Below are 23,150 nucleotides of genomic sequence, written 5' to 3'. Positions count from 1 at the left end.
AGGCTTATCAGGCCTGGAGATTTGAAGTCCACGGGACCGGGACATTTTGCAGTCAGACTCTTTTATCGCATCTACCAGCCGGGGTTCTGTTCGAGATTTTCATTTTGTGAAAGCGCACTCAGCGGAAGGGGCCACAGGTAGTGTTTGCTTTCGTCAAATACCGGGTCGGCCCAGTCTGTGTCCGCGTACACATCAATATATTCATACGTATTACCCGAAGCCGGTTCCACAGCGGTGGTGGTCCTGATATCGGCCCCCTCATAGCGGGCAGCGGCAGCGTCATTCCAGCGAATGCCCAGATCAGGTTCTTCCAGTTTTTTACCCTGTTTCCACCGTTTAAGATCTTTGTAGCGGTGGCCTTCCATAAACAGTTCAACTCTCCGTTCGCGCCGGATTTCTACAATGATCGGGGGCACCCCGTCGTCGGTGTATCGCGGGTCGACAGGTACATTGCCCAGCTGCAGGTGCGGCATAGCCACGCGGTCGCGCAGGAGATTAATACTCATATCCAAGTCCTGCTGGGTAATCTCGCCAAGCTCAGCCCTGGCCTCTGCGTAGTTCAGCAAAACCTCGGCATACCGCAATATGATAGCCGGAGACTCAGCGGTATTATAGGCTTTTCCAAGCAAATCATCCACATTATAATGCTTGATGATATGGTAACCGGTAGAAGAAATACGTCCCCCCGACATCCCGGTAACCCGGGGATACGGACGGTCGTCCTCCATATGATACCCGTACTTGTCCGCATCATCCGGATGCAGGACGGTTTGCCTCAACCGCGGGTCCCTGTTTTCAAAAACATCTTCTATCTGCTCATCACCCTGGTACTGGTTTGAGACCGTAATAGGCTGTCCGTCGGTACATAAATAATCCTCAACCATGCTTTTGGTTACCCCCCCGGTATAACTGAAATAGGACTGTACGTGGTTGGTAAATACACCCAGCTGGTATTTTCGCCAGTACATGACTTCCGGATTCCCGCTGAGGTCGAGCACCCGGTGGTAGGCATTATAATCATTTTCCGGGTCCCCCGTATTATACAATGAATAGGGTCCGTCATCCATCACTTCTTTTGCCGCAGCGGCGGCTTCCTGGAGCCACATATCGGCATTGGAACCCCCGTGATATTTGCGCCAGGTTCCCTCGAACAGAGCCACCCGCGATTTAACCAGCAAAGCAGCCCACCGGTTCAGCCTGCCCGGGGCATTTCCGTCTCCCCAGTCGTCCGGAAGATGCTCCGTGGCAAAATTCAGATCCGCAAGCACATTATCCATGGCCTCTTCACGGGGAGTCCGGGACGCGTATAATTCTTCCGAATCAATATTTAACGGTTGATCCACCCAGGGGACATCCCCGAATTTTTGCACCTTTTCGGCATAGAACCATCCCCGGAACAGCCGGGCTTCGGCGGCGTATTGATCTATCACCTCCTGGGCGATGTCTGCATTATTATAATTTGCAAGTCCCACATTGATGGACCGGATGAAATCCCAGCCTTTATAGCCGAACCATTCCGGATCTGAGGGTATATTATGCTTGCCGGCCCGTACTTGCTGAAAACGACTGTGTCGCTCATGCACGGGAGCCATATTGTCGGCAAATTCATCCTGGAACCAGATACTGTATCTATGGCTACCGAATCCGTTGTGATGCCCCTGCAGGATAGGGATGTCATCATCATTTCGTGCGCGGTCATACAGGCTGTTATTGTACACTCTCAAGTCATTTTCCGTATTCCAATAGGTTTCACTGCTGACTTCATCCAACGGCGTTCTGGTAAGAAAATCGTCCTTACAACCATTGATCAGAAGAATCGCAACAAAAAGTACACTGAATGTTAATCTATAATTTTTCATATCAAGTCCTTTTTAAATTATAACGAAATTTGTGCGCCGAGGGTGAAGATGCGCTGCATAGGGTACTCTATAGCCCCGTTTCCACCGTAACCGCCGATGCCTCCCTGAAGCGTCTCGGGATCAAGGGGATCGCGGATGGGAGAGTATTCCCACAGGTTCATCCCGGTAAAATAGACTTGGGCGTTGGCGATCCCCAATCTCTCCATCAAATCATAGGGCAGCGTATAGCTCAGCCGTATGTTCTTCAGCCTGATATAACCGGCATTTTGCAGGTAGCGGGACTGTACCTGTACATTCTTCTTGTCATTGGTTGATATGTGGGGATGGGGGAAGTAAGCGTCCCGGTTATCATCGCTCCACGTATCGGTGATAAAATATTCTTCCACATGTCCGGCATTAAACGGAAAGAACCAGGTCCAGTTACCGGATGAGGGCCAGTAATCTTTTTTCATGACGCCCTGGAAGAAGGTCGTCAGCCTGAAATTTTTATACCTGATACCTGTGTTGATCCCAAAACTCCCCCTCGGGGTACTGTTCCCGATTACTTTCCGGTCCCCGGGGTCGTCCAGCGTATTGCTGCCCGGACTAATCTCCCCGTCCCCGTTAAGGTCCGCATATTGTATGTCCCCGGGCCGCCAGTTCGACCCGATATTGGATTGATCGGCGGCATTGTCCACCTCCGATTCGTTCTGGAAAATACCGACGGTTTCATAGCCCCATATTTCCCCGATTTTTTGTCCCTCATAATATTCCGAGAGCGCGCCCGACGGATTTTCATATTTTGTTATTTCTGAGGTCCAGTCGGACAAAGCCAGGGTAATATCGTAATTAAAGTCAGGGCTGACCGCATTGCGCCAGGTCACCTCCAGTTCCCAGCCGGAGGTCTTTAAATCAGCGGCGTTTGACTGAGGCGCGCTGGTTCCAAGGATACTCGGATACTCCACATCCATCAGCATGTCTTTCGTCTCCCGCGTATACACGTCAAATGACGCCTCCAGCCGCTCGTCGAACATGGTGAAATCCAAGCCGATATTTTGCGAAACGACCGTCTCCCAGGTCAGCGTCGGGCTCACCAGTCCCGGTGCCGATACATAGGGTATCTGCCCGTCCGACATAATATAGGGAGACTGACCGATACCCATCGTGGGAATATATGGGTAGTATATCGGGTTTTCATTATCATCGAGCAATATCTGATTCCCCAGCTGGCCGAATGAGGCCCTGACTTTCAGGTTATCAATAACGCCTCTGGTGTCGGACATAAAACTCTCATTCGAAATCCTCCAGCCTACCGACACCGACGGGAAGAATCCGTACCGGTCCCCTTCGGGGAACCGCGAGGTGCCGTCGTAGCGACCGTTGCTCTCTATGAGGTATTTCTCCTTATAGTTATAATTCAGCCGGTAAAAAGCACCCCGCAGCGCTACATGCGAACTGCTCCCGAAGGTCTGCTGGTTACCCACGGTGGCATTAAGATCCGTAATCGCAGGAGTTATGAGAGACCGGGCCTGGGAACCGACATATTTGTTCTGAGTCCACTCCTGGTTGAATCCCACCATGGCCGTTACATTATGATTCGCAAACTGATTCAGGTCGTACTCTGCATACACATTAAACACATATCCCTTGTTGGAATCGCTGTCCTCCCGAATCCAGTCATCACCGCTGAATCCATTACTTATTGGGTTCGGATCCGTAAGATCCGTAGAGACAATATCAATCTTGCTCGCCACGTCCCGAAAATCCCGGCTGTAAATATTATAGGAGAAATCAGACCGGATGGTCAGGTTGTCCAGCGGCGTCAGGGTAACACCCTGCGTAAGCCAGGTATCGTTGTTCGTATAGGTCATTCGACCCCCGTTCAGCAGGTACGGGAAGAAGTTGGTGCCCCCGAAATACATGCCGATGTATTGCTCGTATTGTTCCCGGTCACCGGGCTCCCGGTAATGATCCAGGTCCGGGAACTGTACCGGCATGATGGGATTTACCCTGGCCAGTGTATTAATATTCACATCCCAGTTGTAAAAATGGGGTTTGTCACTAATTTCGGAATTGTATTGCACCTTTTCTTCCAGGCGCAGCCAATCCGTAACATCAAAATCAGCCTGCACCAGTATGTTATAGCGTTTGAAATTTTCGTTATTCCCCGGTTTCAGGTAGCCATCCTTATTCAAGTGACCCAGCGAGACGTAATAGGTCGAATTCTCCGATCCTCCCGAAATACTCAGGTCATGCTGCTGGGTCGGCGCAAAGTCGGTCATCATCCGTTCGTGATAATTATTGAAACCATAGAACCGGAGCTCGCCGTCAACCACATCCCAGGCATTCTCTTTCGTTGGGTTCTCCACCCACTGCTTGGTTCCCTCTACATAGTCTTCGTCATAGCTTGGCACCCCGCTGGTCCTGATATTCGCTTCGTTCCTGGCCTGAACAAACCTATGGGGATTGGTGACCGGATTCATATTAAAGATCGGTTTTGCCATCGACCACTGGGTGTTCAGGGAGACATTCACTTTACCCGTATTTTGCCCGCTTTTCGTTTCCACCAGCACCACCCCGAAGGCTGCCCTTGCCCCGTAGACGGCGGCGGCAGCAGCATCCTTCAGCACGCTTATACTCTCAATGTCATTGGGATTGATCCGGTTGATATCCATGGGCACGCCATCCACGAGAATCAGCGGAGATCCGCCGTTAATGGATTCGAATCCCCGGATATTAAAGCTCGGACTTTCCGCGGGATCCCCGTTGGGAACCGTTATATTCAGGTTGGGAATCACGCCCTGTAGTCCCTCTCCCGTGTTGGCGATGGAGCGGCTTTCCAGTCGCTCGCTGGTAACATTCGATACCGAGCCCGTAAGGTTCACCTTCTCCTGCGTTCCATAGCCCACAACGACCATCTCCTCACCCATGATGGCTTCGGAAACCAGTTCGATATCAATTTCACTGCGCCCGTTAATCGGTATTTCCTGGGTCTGATACCCCACGAAAGAGGCCATTAACGTATCCTGCAGGGAGGAGACCTCCAGGCTGAAATTCCCCTCCGCATTGGTGGAAGTCCCCGTACTCGTACCTTTAATGATAACATTTACCCCGGGCAGAGTCTCCCCCGAAGTGGCATCCGTTACGGTCCCGCTTACCTCCTGAGCCTGCAGCGGAGCGGCGATACCCCAAAAAAGACTGAGCAGAAAACTTACGAATAGCGTTAACGTTTGAATTGATTTTCCCATACAACCACCCTCTGTGTTTTAAAGCTACTGGTTAATTTAAAAAAAGACTGTCTCGTGTTAACCGATTAAGAGTTGCAGTAATGAAAATAAGACGGGCATAACGTGTTTTAATAACACTACATGGAAAGCTTCTGTGTATCCCTTCTGATTTACTGCGATGTATCCCTTTTGTTTATCGTGTCTTTTTCAGTCTAAAAAAGATTCATTTTATTAGCAAATATTTTTTTACAAAAGTAAATAAAGTTGCACGCCTTTCGAAATACCATGCTGCCAGGTTCTTATAAAATAATGGAAACCTATGTCTGAAGGTTATCGGGAGGGTATGTGCCTGTTGTACCTCATGCGAAGGGGATGCGATGCAGCCTTATGTATTCGCACCACAGATACACACTTTGCACCAAAAACCTGTTATATGGTGGAAGGTTTTTTTTATCCAGCGCTTTTTACTCCATCGCATAATATTTTGCATCGGGTTTTCATAAACCATCAGTTTTGGTCCATATCAAAGCCTGAGGGGATGCAAAATGGCAGCATCCTAACCCGGCCGCGCTGCACCGCCAGTCCGGAAAACCACTACCAACCCGGTGAAATTGAAAATCCCACGTAGCCGGGTTGGTCGGGGCGCTGAAAAGGGATGGCGTAATACAGTTCGGCCACAATATAACCCAGTATGTTAACCCGGGCACTCAGACCCGTACTGAAGACCGGGACCCGTTCGCCGGTCTCCCCGGAACTCCATTTCAGATCCCGGAAACTGAACGGATGATCCTGGTTCCAGGCATATCCGGCATCAAAAAAAGGCGCAATAGTGGTAGGGACGGTACGTGAGCGGAACAGCGCCAGCTCTTCAGCACCCAACAGCGGTACCCTGAACTCCATATTCGCTACCGCTATCCGGCTGCCATACAGCCGTTCAATGACGGCACACCCCTCCTGCTGGTTTTGCCCGCACTCTCCCGGACTGAATGAACCGTAGTTATAGCCGCGAATCAGCGTCTTATAGCCGACAAAATTCGGGGACAGTTCCTCTTCGGCTTTCGACCCCTGCAGGTAACGGCCGGTATGGAGTCCCCGGACGGCAAAGGTAAAGGGACGCATATAAAAATAGCGGCGATAATCGGCGAGTGCGTTCAGGAAGCTGAACGAGCCGGTGGTCGGCGTAAGCTCCAGTCGAAGCCGGTGACCGCGTATGGGCCCGGTAAAAGCACTGATCGAATTATCCTCCACATAGGCTGTAGAAGCACTATAGAGATTCAGGGGGGACGGGGTATCCAGGCTTTCAGTCGCCCGGTCGATCGGCTGACCCAGTTGATTATAGAATGTTCTCCGCAGTTCAACGTCGTACCAGATATGAGTCCACCCGGTTGAAAATTCCATCCGCTGGGTGCTGGAAAACGGGTACATTCCCAGCAGTGAAACGCGATCCTGGAAAGTTCTCCGGTTGAGTCGCTCCACGACCGGAAAAACCTCTTCCTCCCCGTCGATCGAGAGGGTATCTTCCGTGACGCCCGCTGCGGTGGTCCGGTACGGCATGTGACTGACAGACGCCCCGTAAATAAAGCGGCGATCCTGGTTCAGGTAAGCCACCTGTCCCCCGATGTCCTTCAGCCTCCCCTGTGCCCTGATGCTGGTTATCAGCCGGTGCTGGTTAAGCATATCACTGAACCGCATGGTGATGCCGCCGGCCGCACCCGCACCCAACTGGTTGGAAACGCCGAGTCCCCCGCTGCCGCCGATATAGTCGAGGCTCAGCTTGGGCGTGTAGTCACGAAGGCCGAAGGAATCGGGATCCGGCAGCTCGATGTACGGCTCTCTGAAGTAGGAACGAACCTGCTCGTTGCCATCCAGTCCAACCGGCGGCAGGTCATTGGCATCTGTCAGCTGATTGCTCGTAAGCACTTGGCTGCCAATCATTTCATCTTCCGGTATCTTATAACCGCTGTAATCGGAATCTTCAAAAACGGTGACCATGACCTCCCCCGATTCCCGGGCAACCGTCAAGGCCGGGGAAAGTGCACTGATGCCTGAAATTCCGGTATTGACATTGGTAACCTGGTAGCGCTGCCCGGCTTCGAAATCATACCGGTAGACGTTGCTGATGCCCCGGTAGTCGGAAATATAATAGAGAGAGGCGCCATCCGCACTGAATTGCGGATTGATATGCTTGGAATCCGCAAAAGCCGGCATGAGATCGATCTCACCGCTACCCAGGTCATACAAACCGATTACCGACTTACCGAAAGTCAGCTTTTCAAAATCGGTCTCGGATCCGCGATCCGTCACAAAAGCAAGCGCTGACCCGTCCGGCGACCAGGCCGGCTGCAGGTCCGAATAGCGATCCTCCGTCAGTTTCCGCAGGGAATCCCGCTGCATGTCGTACATGTACAGGTCGGTATATCCCCCGGCGGAGCCCGAGAATGCCAGCTTGTCGCCGTCCGGCGACCATGCTGGATTTGTGATTGCATCCACTTCCTCAAACGTAAGCGTGCGTACCGTATGACCATCCTCTATATCAATAATGATAATCTGGTTATCGCCTTTGGCAAAAACCACGGCTGCAAAACGCTCGCCATCCGGCGACCAGCTACCGGCGGATTCTATAAACCGGAGGGCATTGAGGTGCGGATTCGTAACGGTGCTGGTCAGGCTCCGAATAATTTCACCGCTCTCCGCATCCGCCAGAAACAGTTCCACGGAAAACAGGTTCTTTTCTGAAATAAAGGCTACATACTGCCCATCCGGGCTGAGGGAAGGTCCCGCATTGATGCCTCCGGTACCTTTTGACTTTCCGAGGATTTTCTTCCCGACCTCGGAAGGGTCGTTGTGTTCCTTCACCGTTTCGGCGTATTTTCTTTTGACGGACTCCTGCCACAGGGTGGACAGGGAATCCATCGACATATCAAGCGTCTCCTCTATTCCTTTTCCCACACCTTTTTGTGCACTGGTACTATACAGGGGTGAGACGACCTCATCGCCCCACATCCCGCCTATATACGTCCATACCGAATGTCCATAGCGATAAGGGAAATACTCCCGGCTGTTGGCCAGATCCTTTAAACTCGGGATATCCTCCCGTCGAACAGCATCCCGCAGCCACATCCCTGTATGGGTATCTTCCGCCCCGACCGACAGGTACTCAGCCATCCCCTCGATAAACCAGAGCGGGAGTTGGCTGGTAGCCCGTATACCGCCGATCTTATCCGACGTTCGGGCGATATCGTATTGAAAAGCATGAACCAGCTCATGACCCAGTACATGATTCGTACTCTGGTTGGCCTCTGCAAACGGCATAATGACCCGGTTCCGGAGCCCCTCCGTCACTCCTCCGGTCCCCACTCCTACATTGGGGACGATATCATTCTGCTGGAAATCGGCGTGATTGGCATAAATAATCAACGGGTTGGTCGCGCTTATTTCATGCCCCAGCAAGTTGGAATGGCGATGATACCAGCGCTCTGACAGGCGACCCAGATCTTTTACCGCTTCCGCCTCCCGGGGATAGTGGTAAATGTCAAAATGAGAGGTCTCCAGAATCCGGAAGTCGAAATCTTCATATTGCACTTTATTCCGGCCAAAATACTGGGCTTCCGCAACCGGAACAGAAAAAGAAACAAGTAGTAATAGTGTTAAAAATATACCCGATAAATAATATACTGTCCGATGTAAACGCATAAAATAATTTGTATGATTTCATTTTATGAATTCATTATGTGGAGCCTTTGCAACACCGTTCCTTTGGGCAATCCCTGCATTTTCGCGCATCCAACATCCCCTCAGAAACCATATACCCTGTGGTTTTGAATCCGCTAAGGGGGTGTTGTCGACAAAAATTCCTGGTTTTTCAAAGGCTTCTATACAGCAGTCTAAATAGAGCTCTGTCATTTGACAACACGTACAGGGATTAAAGCTAAAACTGTTCAAAGCGTCGTAAAACAAAAATAATGACTATATCAATCCAACTTTCTGTCTGATTGCATCTTTCCGCCGGCTATCAAACCTTTTTTTTGATTTTGGTTAGCTTAGAAAAAAAAGAGAAGCATGTAATAAAAAAATAGAATTATCCGTGACCTTTCCGTAACAGTCTTTGCTACAAAATCCGTCAACACCCATAAAATTACTATTTCCAATATGAACGGGGAGAAATTTTGTTCCACGTCAGTCCCCAATTAAATTATCTTAATTTTTCTATGAACCATTATTACGTTTATATTCCGGGGTGTAAAGAGCCGTTATTACTACGGATGAAGTCTATAAAGGAGTACATCTCCCTTCTTCTCCCCGAATGAATCGGGAGAGATTTGTGTGATGGGCCCAAAATGTTATGAAAACTTCCTATGTAAACAGGTCTTTTTTCCCTGGAAAAAAGCCTTTGCCAACGTTTCGGCAAAACAGGAGGATTGATTCTTTATCAGGGAGTCAGTCAGGTTGTGATAAATATTTAACCAGCAAAAACGCGTTAATTTAATCCCTAAAGATACTTAGATGAATATATTGGTTACAGGGGGTGCCGGATATATTGGCAGCCATACGGTCGTAGAACTTCTGAATGACAAACACGAGGTGATTGTCGTTGACAACCTCTCGAACAGCAAGGAAGAAGCCCTGACAAGGGTCGAAGAGATCAGCGGCCGTACCCTCACCTTCTATAAAACCGATCTGCTTGACAAAGAAACCCTGGATGACATTTTTGCCCGGCACGAGGTTGATGCCGTCATTCATTTTGCGGGGTATAAAGCGGTGGGGGAATCGGTCAGCAAGCCGCTCTCCTATTATCACAATAATGTAACCGGCACGCTCTATCTTTGCGAGGTGATGCAAAAACACGGGGTCTCGAACCTGGTCTTCAGCTCTTCGGCCACCGTCTACGGGGATCCTCATACAGTGCCTATCCGGGAAGATTTTCCGCTTCAAACCACCAATCCATACGGTCGCACGAAACTGTTTATTGAAAAGATTCTGCGCGACCTTCATACGGCAAACGAACGCTGGAATATTGCCCTCCTGCGGTACTTTAATCCCGTCGGGGCCCACAAAAGCGGACGCATAGGCGAAGACCCCAATGACATTCCCAATAACCTGATGCCCTATATCACCCAGGTTGCCGTGGGAAAGCTCGACCGGCTGTCGGTATTCGGGGACGACTATCCTACTCACGACGGCACAGGGGTCCGCGATTACATCCACGTGGTTGACCTGGCGGTGGGACACCTGAAAGCGCTGGAAAAGCTGTCAGAAAAACCTGGGGTTGTCACCTATAACCTGGGAACGGGACAGGGATACAGCGTACTGGACGTGGTGAAAGCCTTTGAGGAGGCTTCGGGACAAGAGGTCCCCTACCGGATCACCGACCGGCGTCCCGGTGATATCGCGAGCTGCTACGCCGATCCAACCAAGGCGGAAAAGGAGCTGGGATGGAACGCCCGGCGTACCCTTCTGGATATGTGCAGAGATTCCTGGTTATGGCAGTCTCAGAATCCCGACGGGTACTAATAGATATAGATAGCAGAGGTTGCTTATTTCCAAACCTCTCGCCAAGGACTACTTAATGAAATTTTCCAATCCATTTTAATTTCAAATTTCTAACTCGCTTATCCCTTGACACACGAATTACGGTCCTGTTGAATTGTTCACTGCTTGATAAAGGTCGTGCGGTCTACGCCTGTATTCCCTGTCCTTGAATCGTAGCCATACACCGTAATTTGATAGGCTCCCTCCTCACCGGGCGAAAAACTGGTCTCGAAGGTGTTTTGCTTTCCGGCATAGTCCATCACTTTTCGGGCCACCTCCCGCTCTCCCCTGCTGACGACAGCCCTGAATTCCATCTCGTCGCTGTCCCACATACCCCCCGGTTCGATGGGACATCCGCACATCATAACTGCATTGGCCGTGATGGTCATGGTGTCACTGCTATTTCGCTCGTGTGCCTGAGGCTGCAGGATGTCAATGGCGAAACCCGGAATCTCGAGCATAATACCATCCCCGGTGATATCCTTACCGGGTATCAGCCAGAGCTGGGTGCTGGAAGTGACTTCGGACTGTCTTTGGGCTACCGGGGCTGTTGCGGAGATCGCCACAAAGGTCGGTTCCGAAAGCTCAAGAGTGGTCTCAAATTTGGCCGCCCCTTCGCTGCTCAGATCCACATACCGCCGGTGCGGCTGCCGCATGATTCGTTCTGTATCACCGGTGGAACCTTCGGTCAGCCCCTCGGCCAGCAGCTCCCCTGTATTGACGTCCGTAATCGTTACCCGGGCCCCGTTCATCGAAGACCCGATAAACTTGGCATCTTTGGCCTTTGCACGCACCACTACCGTCGTGGATTCCTGTGCCATACCGCTCCATACCAGACAGCAGGAAAACACCAAATATAGAAAAATCGTCTTTAGCTTCATCATAATAATAAGAAGTATTGGTATTAAAATTTACTTAAAGAAATAGTTATAAGTGTTTATGAATAAATAGAATACCTCTGTTACTTAATCTTTATTATAAACTGGATGACGTTTTAAACATGCCGATCACCCGGCACATAGTTTTACAGCACTTCTACTATCATAACAAGTATAACAACCACATAAATGACTGACTCATTCCATCTCCCGCCTGTGGCGGTTTTTCTCCTCAATCCACTTGGCCATATACCTGGTGCTGGCCGTGGTATGGTGCATTAAGATCCCACCCATGAAATTATTGCGGCGGTGGGATCGCAGGTCCTGCCGAATAGCACTCAGCCGGTCGGTAAATTCGCCTGCAAACTGTTCTTTATCGAACCGCTCGTTAATAATACGGATGCCTCGCCCCTGCGCTTGGTACCAGGCTTCCCGGTCGGTATACAACTGAACAGCGGCCGAGGCAATCTTTTGGGGTTCATCCACAACGGCTCCGCTCCACGGCAGGCGGCCCGAAAGTCCCTCCGCCCCGATCCTGGTCGTTACGCTGGGGGTACCGCACCTCATCGACTCCACCAGCTTGCCCTTCAGTCCCGCCCCGAACCGCAGGGGAGCAAGCGTCACCCTGCCGCTCCGAACAACCGCTTTGGCATCCGCCGCCCTCCCTTCGATATAAAACCCATCCTCCGGCCGGTGCAGCTGTCTCGCTTTCTGGGAGGGATAGGCCCCGTGGATATGCAGCTCCGCCTGCGGCAGCTGCTGGCGGATCAACGGCCAGACCTGCTGTTTCAGATACCGCACGGCGTCCCAGTTGGGCGGGTGACGAAAATTGCCGATGGTCACGAAGTGCCTGCGCTCCTCAAACCCCGGCCAGGCTTCCCGGTCTTCTTCCCCGACCGGCGCCAGCAGGAAGGGAAGATAATGCAGCAGCGAAGCCTCAACGCCAAACAGATCTTCCAGCAAGGTCATTTCAAAATCGGAAATAATGAGCGACAGATCGCACCGTAAGATACTGGCTACCTCGCGTTTAGCTGTATCATCTTCCAACAAGTCACGGGGCTCAAACGGCCGCCCCTCCTGCACTGCCCGCCGACGGGTGCGACGCAGGCAGTGCAGATCCTCGGTATCCAGGATTCGCAGGGTATCGGGACACTGCTCCGCAACCCGCCAGCCGAACTGTTCCTCCACAATGAAGCGGTCGAACAGCACAGCCGAAGGCTGCAGTTTTATGATAAACTCGTCAAATTCGGAGCTGTTGATAGTCGTCTGCACACACCGGATATCCCGGGCCTGCAGATCGGCGGCGTAGTTGCCCTCAGAAGCCGAAGAGGCAAACACTATTTCCCAGCCGCGGGACTGAAACAATGTAATCAGCTGCAGCATCCGACGTCCCGCTGCCGAGGAATCGGGCTCCGGCCAAACCGATCCGATAATTAAAAGCGTTTGAGCCATGTAACGTTGTATGTTTTGTACTACTGCTATTCAGGCCGTACAACTTACCATTTTATTTGTTTGCTATCATCTTAATCATCTGCCTTCTTTTTTATCACCGATAGAAAAGTCAAAAAATATCCGGTGAATGAACATTTCGGCGTGTTTGCTGCGACTCCGCTCAAATCATTCAATGCGGGCCGGCAAGAAGCCTCCTCTCTCGACCAAAAAATTTCTAAACGATTTGTCTTTGCACTCTCGTATCAGTGAAATTTTCACAGGTAATTTTTGCATGCCAGGTTTGGAGACCTTATCCTTAAGCAGCCTTCAACTCTTAGAACGACTGCATAATATTCGCTATGGATTTACAATTAAAAGGAACGGTTAAGAAAATCTTGGAAGAACAGTCGGGCACCGGTAAAAACGGTCCCTGGCGCAAGCGGGACTTTATCCTGGAAACAGAAGGAAAATACCCCAAAAACGTCTGTATCACCCAGTGGGGGGACAATATTGATCAGGCCGATGTGCAGGAAGGGGAAGAGATCGTTGCCTACATTGATATCCAGAGCCGGGAATACAAAGGCAACTGGTATACCGATGTAAAGGCCTGGAAAATCGAAAAAGGCAGTGACATGCAGGCCGGACCTCCGAACAATGATGCACCGTTTAATGATGAGGAGCCGACGATCGATCTCTCGGCTACCGATGATGACATTCCATTTTAATTGCGTCCGGGACGTTAATCCCGGTATTAACGCGCTATTCTGGTCAGCAGATCCGGTTGCAGGTCAACGGATACGCAAGAAAATAAAATCAGCGCGCATTCGTTCGAAAACACCTAACTGTGATAATATAAATTCTTTATAAAAAAATAATGACAAATTTCTTTAAATATCTATCGTCCTTTGTATTAGTGCTTGCGCTCATCGGGTGCCAAAATGATTCCGATGAAACGGCGGAGCAGACGGCTCAGCAGCCATCCCAACAGCAACAGCCCGGTCAAATGGGTCAGATGCAACAACCTGCTCCTGATATTGATGTATCTGAAGAGGAAGCCGAAACCTTTGTTGATGCCGCAATGGAGGCACAGCAAGTACAGATGAAAGCCCAGAAGAGAATGATAGGCATCATTGAGGAAGAAGGGCTGGATGTACAAACGTATCAGAAAATTGCCCGGTCAACCCAGATGGGTCAGTCGCCCCAGGGACAGGGTCAGGGTCAGAATCAGGATACCACAATAAGTGATAAAGAGATGGAAAAATTTGAGAGTGCGTCCGAATCTCTTCAGGAAGTGCAGGGAGAAATCCAGCAGGAAGTGACATCTGCGGTTGAAGATGCCGGCATGGAAATGCAGCGTTTCCAGCAAATCAGTCAGGCTGCCCAGCAGGATGCCGAACTCAGAAAAACCATACAAAGCAAGATGCAGGAAAGACAGGGATCACAAATGCCGCAACAGCAACCCCCCTCCGGCAACTAACTGTATAACCGACTTTCATCTGATATAGATACAGGTCTTATCTAAAAGAAAACCCGCTGCCTTAGGTAGCGGGTTTTATGTTTTGCCCCCCTGCCCCTTTCCTCTTCTCCTCACCATCTCCGTTATTCTTTATACCGATTGTATTTCGAGATCTTCCGGAAATAGAAATAATAATTCCGTGTTGTATAAGTACAACCCAATCCCTTATATTTGGTTCCTCAAAAGAAGGATATACTTCTTATGTATGAGGAAGAAGCCCGAGTGGCGGAATTGGTAGACGCGCCGGATTCAAAATCCGGTGGCCATTGCGGTCGTGGGGGTTCGAGTCCCCCCTCGGGTACTTGTTGCTTGCCAAAGAGTTACGGGTATTTAGTATTTTTAATACCGCTTTCCACCGGCTGAATAAAATCATTTCGGGACAACAGGGCGACAACACAGAATTTGATGCTTCTCTTTTTTCTCTTCACCAGGCAGGGTTCTTTGCACAAATAAGTAAGGCTCCCAGCGGTGAATCCAGGAGCCTTCTCTCAGCGGATTGACTACATCAAGGTAATACTCTATACACTATCAAGTGTATACTAAAAAGGCCCTACACATTTCACAGCGTAGGGCCCTAAGGGATTATGATAAGGTGAATGTAGAACTCACCTACTCGCAATATATTTCTTCTGGATATAGATTGTTACAGCCTTTTACATAAAAGCCCTGCACCGGTCAGGATGCAGGGCTTTGCTATCCAGTGTTACCAGTGTCGTTGGTTTCACTATAAATAAGACGATCAAATTGCGGTAACGTTACAAAATAGAGCCTTAATTAATTTTCAAAAGAAAAGTAAAAGCCCTGCACCTTTCACCGTGCAGAGCCTAAAGAGAGAGTACTTGTAATATAAATAATTTTATGTTTCGTTTGCAGGTCATAGAAATTTTTATCTGTTGGGCGCCTCTGCCGGGGAAATTCGGCCAGGCGAAGGTTTTAATACCCGGGAGCTGCGCGGGGCCGCAAAAGATCGTTCCACTCGCTAACCGGATTCATTTGCCTTGCTCCTCAAGATCCTCCATACCGGGGCAAAGACTTGCATGCAGCCCCACGGTAGTCACAGTATCCCCACTCAAACGCTTCCAGGTATGCTGTTTCACAGGGGGACTTCCAATGTCAAAGCATATTTCAGCCGCTTGAACCATTTGATTCAGCGCGAATAGCCATTATTAATGATTCAAAAGCTTCACTCTTCGTCAGATAGGCCGAAGCCCCCGCACTCCGCATATTCTCAATCACTTCCCGGCTCTTGTGAAATGATAAGCCGATAATTCGAACACCAGGCATCTCGCGTTTTATCTTCTGCGTGGCCTCTATGCCATCCATCACGGGCATATTCACATCCATGACTATGATATCAGGAGAAAGTTCCCTGGCCAGCTCAACAGCCTCCTGTCCGTGGGAAGCTTCTCCCATAACGGTTAAATCATGCTGTTCTTCAATAAGCTGGCGAAGTCCCCGCCGGACCATCTCATGATCATCCACAAGAAGAACAGTAACCTTTTGCTGCTGTTGGCCCTGCCCTTTTGCGGCGGCCGGAATTCGTCTTTCCGGGTCTTCAGGGGAAATTTTTTTCGGTCTCTTTTTCTCTTTAACAGGAACCGATAGCACAGCTTTTGTCCCTCTCCCCGGCTCGGAATACATATCAAAAAAACCGCCGTGCCAATCCATGCGCTCCTTTATGTTGAACAGGCCGAATCTGCCTGCCTCTGTGGGTATGGACTGGCTTTCTTTCATGTCAAATCCTTTACCTTTGTCCTCAACCATAACTTTCACGCGGCCTTTCTCGCGTGTCATTTTCACCCGGGCTTCCCGAGTTCCCGCGTGTTTCTTCACATTTCGAAGTAATTCTCGTACCGATTGATGGAGAATGGACCGGAACTCTTCGTCGACCGGTTTGAGCTGTCCGTCATCCTCGATCGTAATATCAAGCCCCTTCTTTTTCATCTTGTCAATCGTCCAAAGCAATACTTCCGTCACGTCCTCTTTATTCAGAGCCGGGGGCGGTGTCAATTCCACCATTAAATTTTGGGTGTATTTAAAAATATCATCTATTATTTTTTTCAGCTCCTCTAAATCAGGGGCTGGATGCTGAGATAACTCCACTACCTTCATTTTGGCAACCGTAAGCATCTGGCCTACGCTATCATGGAGTTCGGAAGCTAACCGCTGCTGTTCCTGTTCTTCTGCTTTGTTCAACTTCGAGGTCAATGAGCGCAGCTTTTTTTGGTAGGAGCGCAATGTCTGTGTCCGTTCCTCCACCCGCTCCTCCAGCGTCTCATTTATCGCTTTCAGTTGGAGTTGGGCCTCTTTGCGGTCTGTGATATCCCGGGCGGTCCCTATAATGCGGGTCATTCCTCCCTCCTTATCATGTACAATACTTCCTTGTGCGTGAAGCCACCGGATCTCCCCGTCGGGTCGAATAATACGGTACTCATCATCATACTCCTGTTCCCGCAGCCCGGCAAATCGCTCTTGTACCCGGTCACGATCGTCCGGATGGACCGCATCCATAAAATACATCGGCTCATCGTATAACCGTTCCCGATCAATTCCCCATATTTTCTCAAAGGCGGGATTAATATAGAAAAACTCTTCTCCATCCTCCGATGCCATCCAGATAATCTCATTAAGATTTTCAGCCAGCATCCGAAACTTCGCCTCACTTTCACGAAGTTCTTGCTGGGCCTGCCAGCGCTCGGTTACATCCTGGACCACAAGCATACCGGATATGATGTCTCCCTCACTGTTTTCGATAGGCAGTGTCTGGCAATGCAGTTGCCGGTCATGTAATTCAACGTCAAATGAATTAGCCTTGCCCTCAAACGCGGCCTTAAAATACGGTTTAGCCGGATCTACGACCTCTTTCGGGTAGACATCAGTGATTCTGTTGCCAATACGATCCTCCGGAATAATCCCAATACGAGATAACAGTTCACCGCCGAAAGCGGTATAGCGAAGATCCTCATCGAATAACCCGACAGCGCCTTTCGGGAAATTCTCTATAAGCGTGCGATACCGGTCTTCAGATTCTTCCATTCTGCGTTTCCAGAACTTGCTATCGGTAATATCACGGGTAAAGCAACGGGTATGGATGAATTTGCCGTTTTTTCTAAACCCATTTGAGCTGAGTAAAACTTCCCGAACGGATCCATTCTTATGAATCATTTGGGCTTCAATATTGTGTACTTCTTCCCCCTTCTTTATACGCTTCATAACCTCTTCGATTAAGGCATCCTTGACATAGAATTCAGTAATATTTCGCCCCACATATTCTTCCCGGGAGTATCCCAGCATATCCAGTTCAGTCTGGTTCACCTCCAGGATGGTCCCCTCCGGCCCCAGCCAATGAAGTCCTATCGGAGCATTTTCAAAAAAATCATAATATTCGGAGTCCATTTGCTTCAACTGCACATCCGGTTTGCTGTCATATCTTTTCCTCTCCTTCAGAATGATATAGACACCGTTCACCGTCTCATCCTCGTCAAAAATGGGACTGAACGAGATATTAAAGGCTTTTCTTTCATCATTATCCAAAGAAAGAGAATAGGCGGGTATCCGGCGGTCCTCCCCGGTGGCAAGAACCTCTTCAACATACGGCTCAAATGCTTGTTTGTCCCCTTCCAGGATTTCTCGGGCGGGATGTCCCAGCAGGGAAGGGTCAATTCCCAAAAGGTCTTTCCAGGCATCATTGTACAGGCACACCAGATCATTCCCCCAGCAGATGCACGCGGGGGAGTCGGACGCCAGGCAAATATGCACTGCCGTTCGCAAGCTCTGCGGCCATTTCCCGATTGCTCCCAATGGAGTTTCTGACCAATCTCTGCCAAAAATTAACGTTTTCATGTCCCCGGCAGTCGACCCTGTATTTTGATGTGCCATATCTGTTATTTGGACTAAATATATAATACAAAAGAACTTAGGACGATTCTTTCCAGCCCCGGATGCTCTTCCCAATAGAAATTACAAAATAAGATTCAACTAATACTATCCTGCCTATCAATTCTTGACCCCGCTGACTGTCCATTCAGCTATATGTATCCGGTGGATGACAATTAATCTATAACCTATCGATGATCTCTTTTGCCAACATCCCCAAGCCGACTATTTACGTAATCATTCCTTTCCGAATGGTACGTATATATAAGGAACCCATATAAACAACTAATGAAATATTATCGCCAAATCGAAGGTAGAATTAGTTTAAAAAGGAAGGGAATGGTAATGGGAGTGGGAATGGGAATGCATGGGGAGGGTCATAAAAATGTAAGCACTGTACCTACTCTGCTCCAAGGTTACAAGAGTAGCTATAAAAAGCCTTTCGAGCCCCGCGTGCTTGATAATACGAGTCATCATCCAGCCTGCGCGAAAGGCATGTACAGATATGTTATAGTTATACCACCGTCAAACTGTAAGCTTCCCCGAAGGATCCCGGGCCGGGGGTATAAACGTTAGTATTATGGTAGGTATTACTGTCGAAAGGCAGCAGTATCACCTAATTATATCGTGTATTATCTACTTCCAGCCGGTAGCGACTGGTTGCCTATCCTCACCAATATTACAGAGACTAATAAGCTGGATTTTGCTCGAGTTCGGAATTGATATCTACTTCTGCCTGTGGAATGGGGAAATACCGATGCTTAGGCGCCTCATACCCTAAAGGTCCCAACTCCTCCTCTGCAAGTCCCCATCGCCTTAAATCATGCAGGCGCTGATATTCAAAAGCCAGTTCTACCCTTCTTTCATGAACAATAGCTTCAAAAATTTCCTGTTTATTACTCACCGGATACTCTGTTGTAGGATAATCAGGCATATCTACACTGGGTCGATTACGAACCCTGTTTAAATAATCAATAGCCTTGTCAGGTTTATCATTTTGATTCGCCGCTTCTGCCGCCATAAGAATGACATCACCCAATCTGATAATAGGAATATTTCTGGCATTTGCGTCCTCCGGACCCGTATACGGCAACATTCCTTTTTTCATGGTATAACCCAAAGGCGTCCAGGTTTCACTGTATTGCGTATCACCAAAAGGGTCTCCTTCCCTGAAAACATTATAAAACAAACGAGGATCTCTGCCATTAATCGCAGTCGGTCCGGAATACTCCTCATATTCATTTACATGATCTTGTGTAGGAAGCAAATTCGCAAACCCTCCTCTTCCCTGGGGTAAATTCAGGCGTAAACGCAGATTTGACTCGTTAACACCTGGTCCATCCTGCCCCGACCATGTACCTCCCCCAATATCAGCGTACTGAACTTCAAATATTGACTCTGCGTTATTATCCTCTACCCATAGGTTAGAGTAATCCTCGACTAATGAATATTCTCCTGAGTTAATAACATTATCCAAGGTCGATTCAGCCATAGCATAATTTTCGGCGTATAAATATACCTTACCCAGCAACGCCTGCGCTGCACCCCGGGTAACTCTACCCAGGTTTTCGCTGCTATATTCAGAACGCATGGGTAATACTTCAACAGCCTTTTGTAAATCTGAAATCATAAAATCATAAATATCTGATTTTGGTGTTGCCCCAACCCTGGCATTAGAAAGATCATTCGGGTTTGCTTCCTGAATTAACGGCACATTTCCATACAACGAAGTGAGATGCCAGTAATACAAAGCCCGCAAGAATCGGGCTTCAGCTATGTATCGTGCTTTTAATGATTCATCCATTTCTATTTCAGGGACATGCTGGAGAACAAGATTCGACCTGAATATACCTTCATAACAAACCTGCCATACATCATCTATAAACTGAATTGAAGGGCTAAAACTCCATGTATTGAATTCCAGTCCCCCGGTATTATTTACTTCTACATCGTCAGAAGGCCCATCTACAATCTTTGGATAGTCATCACTATACATATCATTCAGTTGTAAAGAGGCATAGGCAGCATTAATGGCTGACTGGGCGTCTTCAGCAGATTCATAAAAGGTATCGGTTGTCAATGAACTGGTTGGCTTAATATCTAAAAAACTGTCATTACAACTTACATACAGTAGCCCTACCAACAATATTAAACTTGTTATTTTTATTCTTTTCATAATGTTTTCCCACTTAGTTTTAAGAATCTTCAAGTATATTGAGTTAGTTAAAATCGACTTGAATACCCATTCTTACCGTTTTAGGAATTGGATATTGCCCAAAATCCACACCTCTTATAAGTGAGCTTTGATTACCTGAGGTTAGTGTTCCTACTTCCGGGTTAAGCCCACGGTAACCTGTTATGGTAAAGAGATTTGATGCCGATGCATAGATGCGAAAAGCCGGGAGATTTAATATTTCACCTAAATCATAACCAATCTGTATATTCTGGAGTCTCATATATGAACCATCCTCGATGAATCGGGTTGAAGGTCGTACATTCTGGTTAGGATCTCCCCTGATAACCCTCGGAACATTCGTGACATCCCCGGATTGCTGCCAGCGATCAAGCATTACGGTTAATGCATTGTTATCTCCACTTCCTTTCCCCTGAGATAACCCTGCCCAGATCAAATTATAAATTTGATGTCCCTGTTTCCCCTGAATAAAAACAGAAGCATCAAACTTCTTATACTGCAAACTAAAGTTTAACCCATAAGAGAAGTCGGGAAAAGGGCTACCGATTACGGTTCGGTCATCGGCATTAATCACTCCGTTTCCATCCAAATCTTTAAACTTGACATCTCCCGGAGCTGCACCCGGCTGTGTAGCATGGTTGTCCAAGTCAGCCTGGTCTACAAACACCCCTTCCATCACCCAACCATAGAAAGCGCCAATCTCTTCTCCCTCACGGGTCATCGTTAAAACTTGATTGGGATCATTAGTCATTTCTGAAATTATAGGTTCTCCATTCCCCAGTGAGGTCACTTCATTTTTATTAGTTGAAATATTACCGGAGATCGAATACTGTAGTTCACCAAAATTATTATTGTAGTCAGCGGTAAACTCCACTCCTTCATTATGTAATCCCCCGGCATTTTGAAACGAACCGTTACCCCTGCGAAGCCCGGAGGTGGTTGGAATGGGTACCCGTAGCAAGACCCCATCCGTGTCTTTTACATAATAGTCCATCGCCAGAGTAAGCTTGTGATCAAGGAAAGAGATATCCAAACCGACATTTTTCTGCGTGGTGGTTTCCCATTGCAGATCATTATTACCCAATTGCAAATAAACAGCTCCCGGAGAAACAGTTTGACTCTCTCCAAAGATATATCGCGCATAAGGTGAGATAGTAGCAATGGAAGCAAAATCATCAATTTCCTGGCTTCCCACCTGTCCCCAACTGGCCCTGACCGTTAAATTGGAAATAGCACTCATATTATCCATAAAAGACTCATTCGTCATTACCCAGTTGGCAGATATTGAGGGAAAAATACCATAGCGATTATTCTGGCCAAAGCGTGATGAACCATCTCGTCTTATGGTAGCCATTAAATTATACCTATTATCGTATCCGTAATTCATCCTACCGATAAATGAACGAAGAGCCCATCCTGTTTCACTTCCATTTAAACTTGACTGGCCGAATGCTGCTGCAATGGTAGGTACATTATTATTAGGAAACTCTGTGGTATTTCCGCTAATATATTCATACCACGTTTTCTGCTGGGAATAACCGACAAGGGCGGTCACGTCATGGATATCATTAAAAGTATTTTGATACGTCAGCGTACTTTCCAGAACGTAATTGTCAGTGTTGGACTTAAGCACGCTTAAATCAGCTGTAGGATTACTTCGGTTACCCATCTCATATTTAGGTGTGAAGGTATTATCATAGCCAAAAGTAAAATCTCCATTTAAATTCATCCGATAAGTAAGATTTGAAAGAATATCATATTCGGCATAAATATTCCCTAATATCCTGTTATCGACATTTTCCTGATCTGTCAAACTCCATATCCCAATTGCATTGTTTCGGTCTTGCGGGGAACGTTCAACGGTTGGACCACAGAAGCCTCCCAAATTTTCAGGACATCGTATCGGCACTGTTGGTGCCTGTTGAAGAAGTTCTTTGAAGTTCGTCGAAGACGGACTCACTACTCCGGTCCATTCCGCTCTACTAAACTCTATAGATTCTCCAACCCTGAAATGATCTCCCACGTCAAAATCACTGTTAATCCTGGCAGAATACCTTCTGAAACCACTTGAAGGAATATTACCTTCTTCATTCAGATAACTGGTGTTAAATGCATAGGTAGCATCTTCATTCCCGCCCGAAAGCGACAGAGAAAATTCCTGGCTATATCCGGAACTGAATCCCTCTCTACCCCAATCCGTATCGGTTTGTAGATTTTCTGACAAGTGCGGTTCTGTTAGTGAAAGAGGTAGCGGTACTCCGGCATTTTCATATGCTTCACTGGAATATTCAACATACTGTTTTGAATTCATCATGGAAAGATAATCCGTTACTACCGATACTCCTCCCGTCATGTCAAACTGCAAGTCCATTTCGCCGGCACGGCCGGATTTTGTAGTTATAATTATCACCCCATTGGCAGCGCGTGCTCCATATATTGCCGCGGCAGAAGCATCTTTTAAGACTTGCACAGATTCAATATTACCGGGATTTAAAGTTGCCAGTGGATTTCGATTGGGGTTGTCTCCACTGAATACGGGAACCCCGTCAATCACATATAATGGATTAGGGTCTTATGAAGCATAGCATGTTATAAAAGTTTGTAACATATTGCTATGCAATGAATAACAAATATTATAAGCGTTCAAAAATTTCAGAGGCC

General features: G+C 48.2%; 11 protein-coding genes and 1 tRNA gene. 4 read left to right on the top strand and 8 right to left on the bottom strand.

Annotated features, from left to right (window positions below):
* Positions 1 to 71: 71 nt before the first annotated feature.
* The 3 genes from BUB16_RS15295 to BUB16_RS15285 form a co-directional block, all read right to left on the bottom strand.
* The gene (locus BUB16_RS15295) at positions 72 to 1,859 is read right to left on the bottom strand and encodes a RagB/SusD family nutrient uptake outer membrane protein (protein ID WP_073066406.1); all 1,788 of its coding nucleotides are present in this window, start codon (positions 1,857 to 1,859) and stop codon (positions 72 to 74) included.
* A gap of 17 nt (positions 1,860 to 1,876) precedes the next feature.
* Positions 1,877 to 5,086: a SusC/RagA family TonB-linked outer membrane protein gene (locus tag BUB16_RS15290; protein WP_073066403.1), complete on the bottom strand. Its 3,210-nt coding sequence runs from the start codon at positions 5,084 to 5,086 to the stop codon at positions 1,877 to 1,879.
* Positions 5,087 to 5,659: 573 nt separating this feature from the next.
* Positions 5,660 to 8,758: a BamA/TamA family outer membrane protein gene (locus tag BUB16_RS15285; RefSeq protein ID WP_073066400.1), complete on the bottom strand. Its 3,099-nt coding sequence runs from the start codon at positions 8,756 to 8,758 to the stop codon at positions 5,660 to 5,662.
* Between the two features lie 810 nt (positions 8,759 to 9,568).
* Between BUB16_RS15285 and galE the strand changes: the two genes are divergently transcribed.
* Positions 9,569 to 10,576, top strand: a complete 1,008-nt coding sequence (gene galE, locus BUB16_RS15280) for a UDP-glucose 4-epimerase GalE (RefSeq protein WP_073066398.1) — start codon at positions 9,569 to 9,571, stop codon at positions 10,574 to 10,576.
* A gap of 137 nt (positions 10,577 to 10,713) precedes the next feature.
* Here the strand turns inward: galE and BUB16_RS15275 are convergent, their stop codons facing one another.
* Together BUB16_RS15275 and BUB16_RS15270 are read right to left on the bottom strand one after the other, a co-directional pair.
* Positions 10,714 to 11,478, bottom strand: coding sequence for a hypothetical protein (locus BUB16_RS15275; RefSeq protein WP_211483202.1), 765 nt, complete (start codon positions 11,476 to 11,478; stop codon positions 10,714 to 10,716).
* Positions 11,479 to 11,670: 192 nt separating this feature from the next.
* On the bottom strand, positions 11,671 to 12,924 hold the full coding sequence (locus tag BUB16_RS15270; RefSeq protein ID WP_073066395.1) for a glycosyltransferase: 1,254 nt from the start codon (positions 12,922 to 12,924) through the stop codon (positions 11,671 to 11,673).
* 338 nt (positions 12,925 to 13,262) lie between these two features.
* Between BUB16_RS15270 and BUB16_RS15265 the strand changes: the two genes are divergently transcribed.
* The 3 genes from BUB16_RS15265 (at position 13,263) to BUB16_RS15255 (ending at position 14,720) form a co-directional block, all read left to right on the top strand.
* On the top strand, positions 13,263 to 13,628 hold the full coding sequence (locus BUB16_RS15265; RefSeq protein ID WP_073066392.1) for a DUF3127 domain-containing protein: 366 nt from the start codon (positions 13,263 to 13,265) through the stop codon (positions 13,626 to 13,628).
* 149 nt (positions 13,629 to 13,777) lie between these two features.
* The gene (locus BUB16_RS15260) at positions 13,778 to 14,380 is read left to right on the top strand and encodes a DUF4168 domain-containing protein (protein ID WP_073066389.1); all 603 of its coding nucleotides are present in this window, start codon (positions 13,778 to 13,780) and stop codon (positions 14,378 to 14,380) included.
* 255 nt (positions 14,381 to 14,635) lie between these two features.
* A tRNA-Leu gene (locus tag BUB16_RS15255) sits at positions 14,636 to 14,720 on the top strand.
* Positions 14,721 to 15,544: 824 nt separating this feature from the next.
* Here the strand turns inward: BUB16_RS15255 and BUB16_RS15245 are convergent.
* From BUB16_RS15245 to BUB16_RS15230, 3 genes are all read right to left on the bottom strand, one after another.
* Positions 15,545 to 18,298 (bottom strand): PAS domain S-box protein, encoded by a 2,754-nt coding sequence (locus BUB16_RS15245; RefSeq protein ID WP_073066384.1) that lies wholly within the window; start codon positions 18,296 to 18,298, stop codon positions 15,545 to 15,547.
* A 685-nt stretch (positions 18,299 to 18,983) separates the two neighbouring features.
* Positions 18,984 to 20,471, bottom strand: coding sequence for a RagB/SusD family nutrient uptake outer membrane protein (locus tag BUB16_RS15235; protein WP_170864421.1), 1,488 nt, complete (start codon positions 20,469 to 20,471; stop codon positions 18,984 to 18,986).
* 43 nt (positions 20,472 to 20,514) lie between these two features.
* Positions 20,515 to 23,043, bottom strand: coding sequence for a SusC/RagA family TonB-linked outer membrane protein (locus BUB16_RS15230; protein WP_073066375.1), 2,529 nt, complete (start codon positions 23,041 to 23,043; stop codon positions 20,515 to 20,517).
* Between the last annotated feature and the right edge of the window lie 107 nt (positions 23,044 to 23,150).

Origin of the sequence: Fodinibius roseus, assembly GCF_900129315.1 — a bacterium.
In the GTDB taxonomy this organism is placed as follows: domain Bacteria; phylum Bacteroidota; class Rhodothermia; order Balneolales; family Balneolaceae; genus Fodinibius; species Fodinibius roseus.
The sequence above is the reverse complement of the archived record's forward strand: the minus strand, read 5'-3'. Positions and strand labels throughout refer to the sequence as shown.

Excerpts from the sequence above, each read along its gene's own strand:
- BUB16_RS15235 (WP_170864421.1), bottom strand. The coding sequence starts at position 20,471 with ATGAAAAGAATAAAAATAACAAGTTTAATATTGTTGGTAGGGCTACTG.
- BUB16_RS15245 (WP_073066384.1), bottom strand. The coding sequence starts at position 18,298 with ATGGCACATCAAAATACAGGGTCGACTGCCGGGGACATGAAAACGTTA.
- BUB16_RS15295 (WP_073066406.1), bottom strand. The coding sequence starts at position 1,859 with ATGAAAAATTATAGATTAACATTCAGTGTACTTTTTGTTGCGATTCTT.
- BUB16_RS15275 (WP_211483202.1), bottom strand. The coding sequence starts at position 11,478 with ATGATGAAGCTAAAGACGATTTTTCTATATTTGGTGTTTTCCTGCTGT.
- galE (WP_073066398.1), top strand. The coding sequence starts at position 9,569 with ATGAATATATTGGTTACAGGGGGTGCCGGATATATTGGCAGCCATACG.
- BUB16_RS15260 (WP_073066389.1), top strand. The coding sequence starts at position 13,778 with ATGACAAATTTCTTTAAATATCTATCGTCCTTTGTATTAGTGCTTGCG.
- BUB16_RS15265 (WP_073066392.1), top strand. The coding sequence starts at position 13,263 with ATGGATTTACAATTAAAAGGAACGGTTAAGAAAATCTTGGAAGAACAG.
- BUB16_RS15290 (WP_073066403.1), bottom strand. The coding sequence starts at position 5,086 with ATGGGAAAATCAATTCAAACGTTAACGCTATTCGTAAGTTTTCTGCTC.
- BUB16_RS15285 (WP_073066400.1), bottom strand. The coding sequence starts at position 8,758 with ATGCGTTTACATCGGACAGTATATTATTTATCGGGTATATTTTTAACA.
- BUB16_RS15270 (WP_073066395.1), bottom strand. The coding sequence starts at position 12,924 with ATGGCTCAAACGCTTTTAATTATCGGATCGGTTTGGCCGGAGCCCGAT.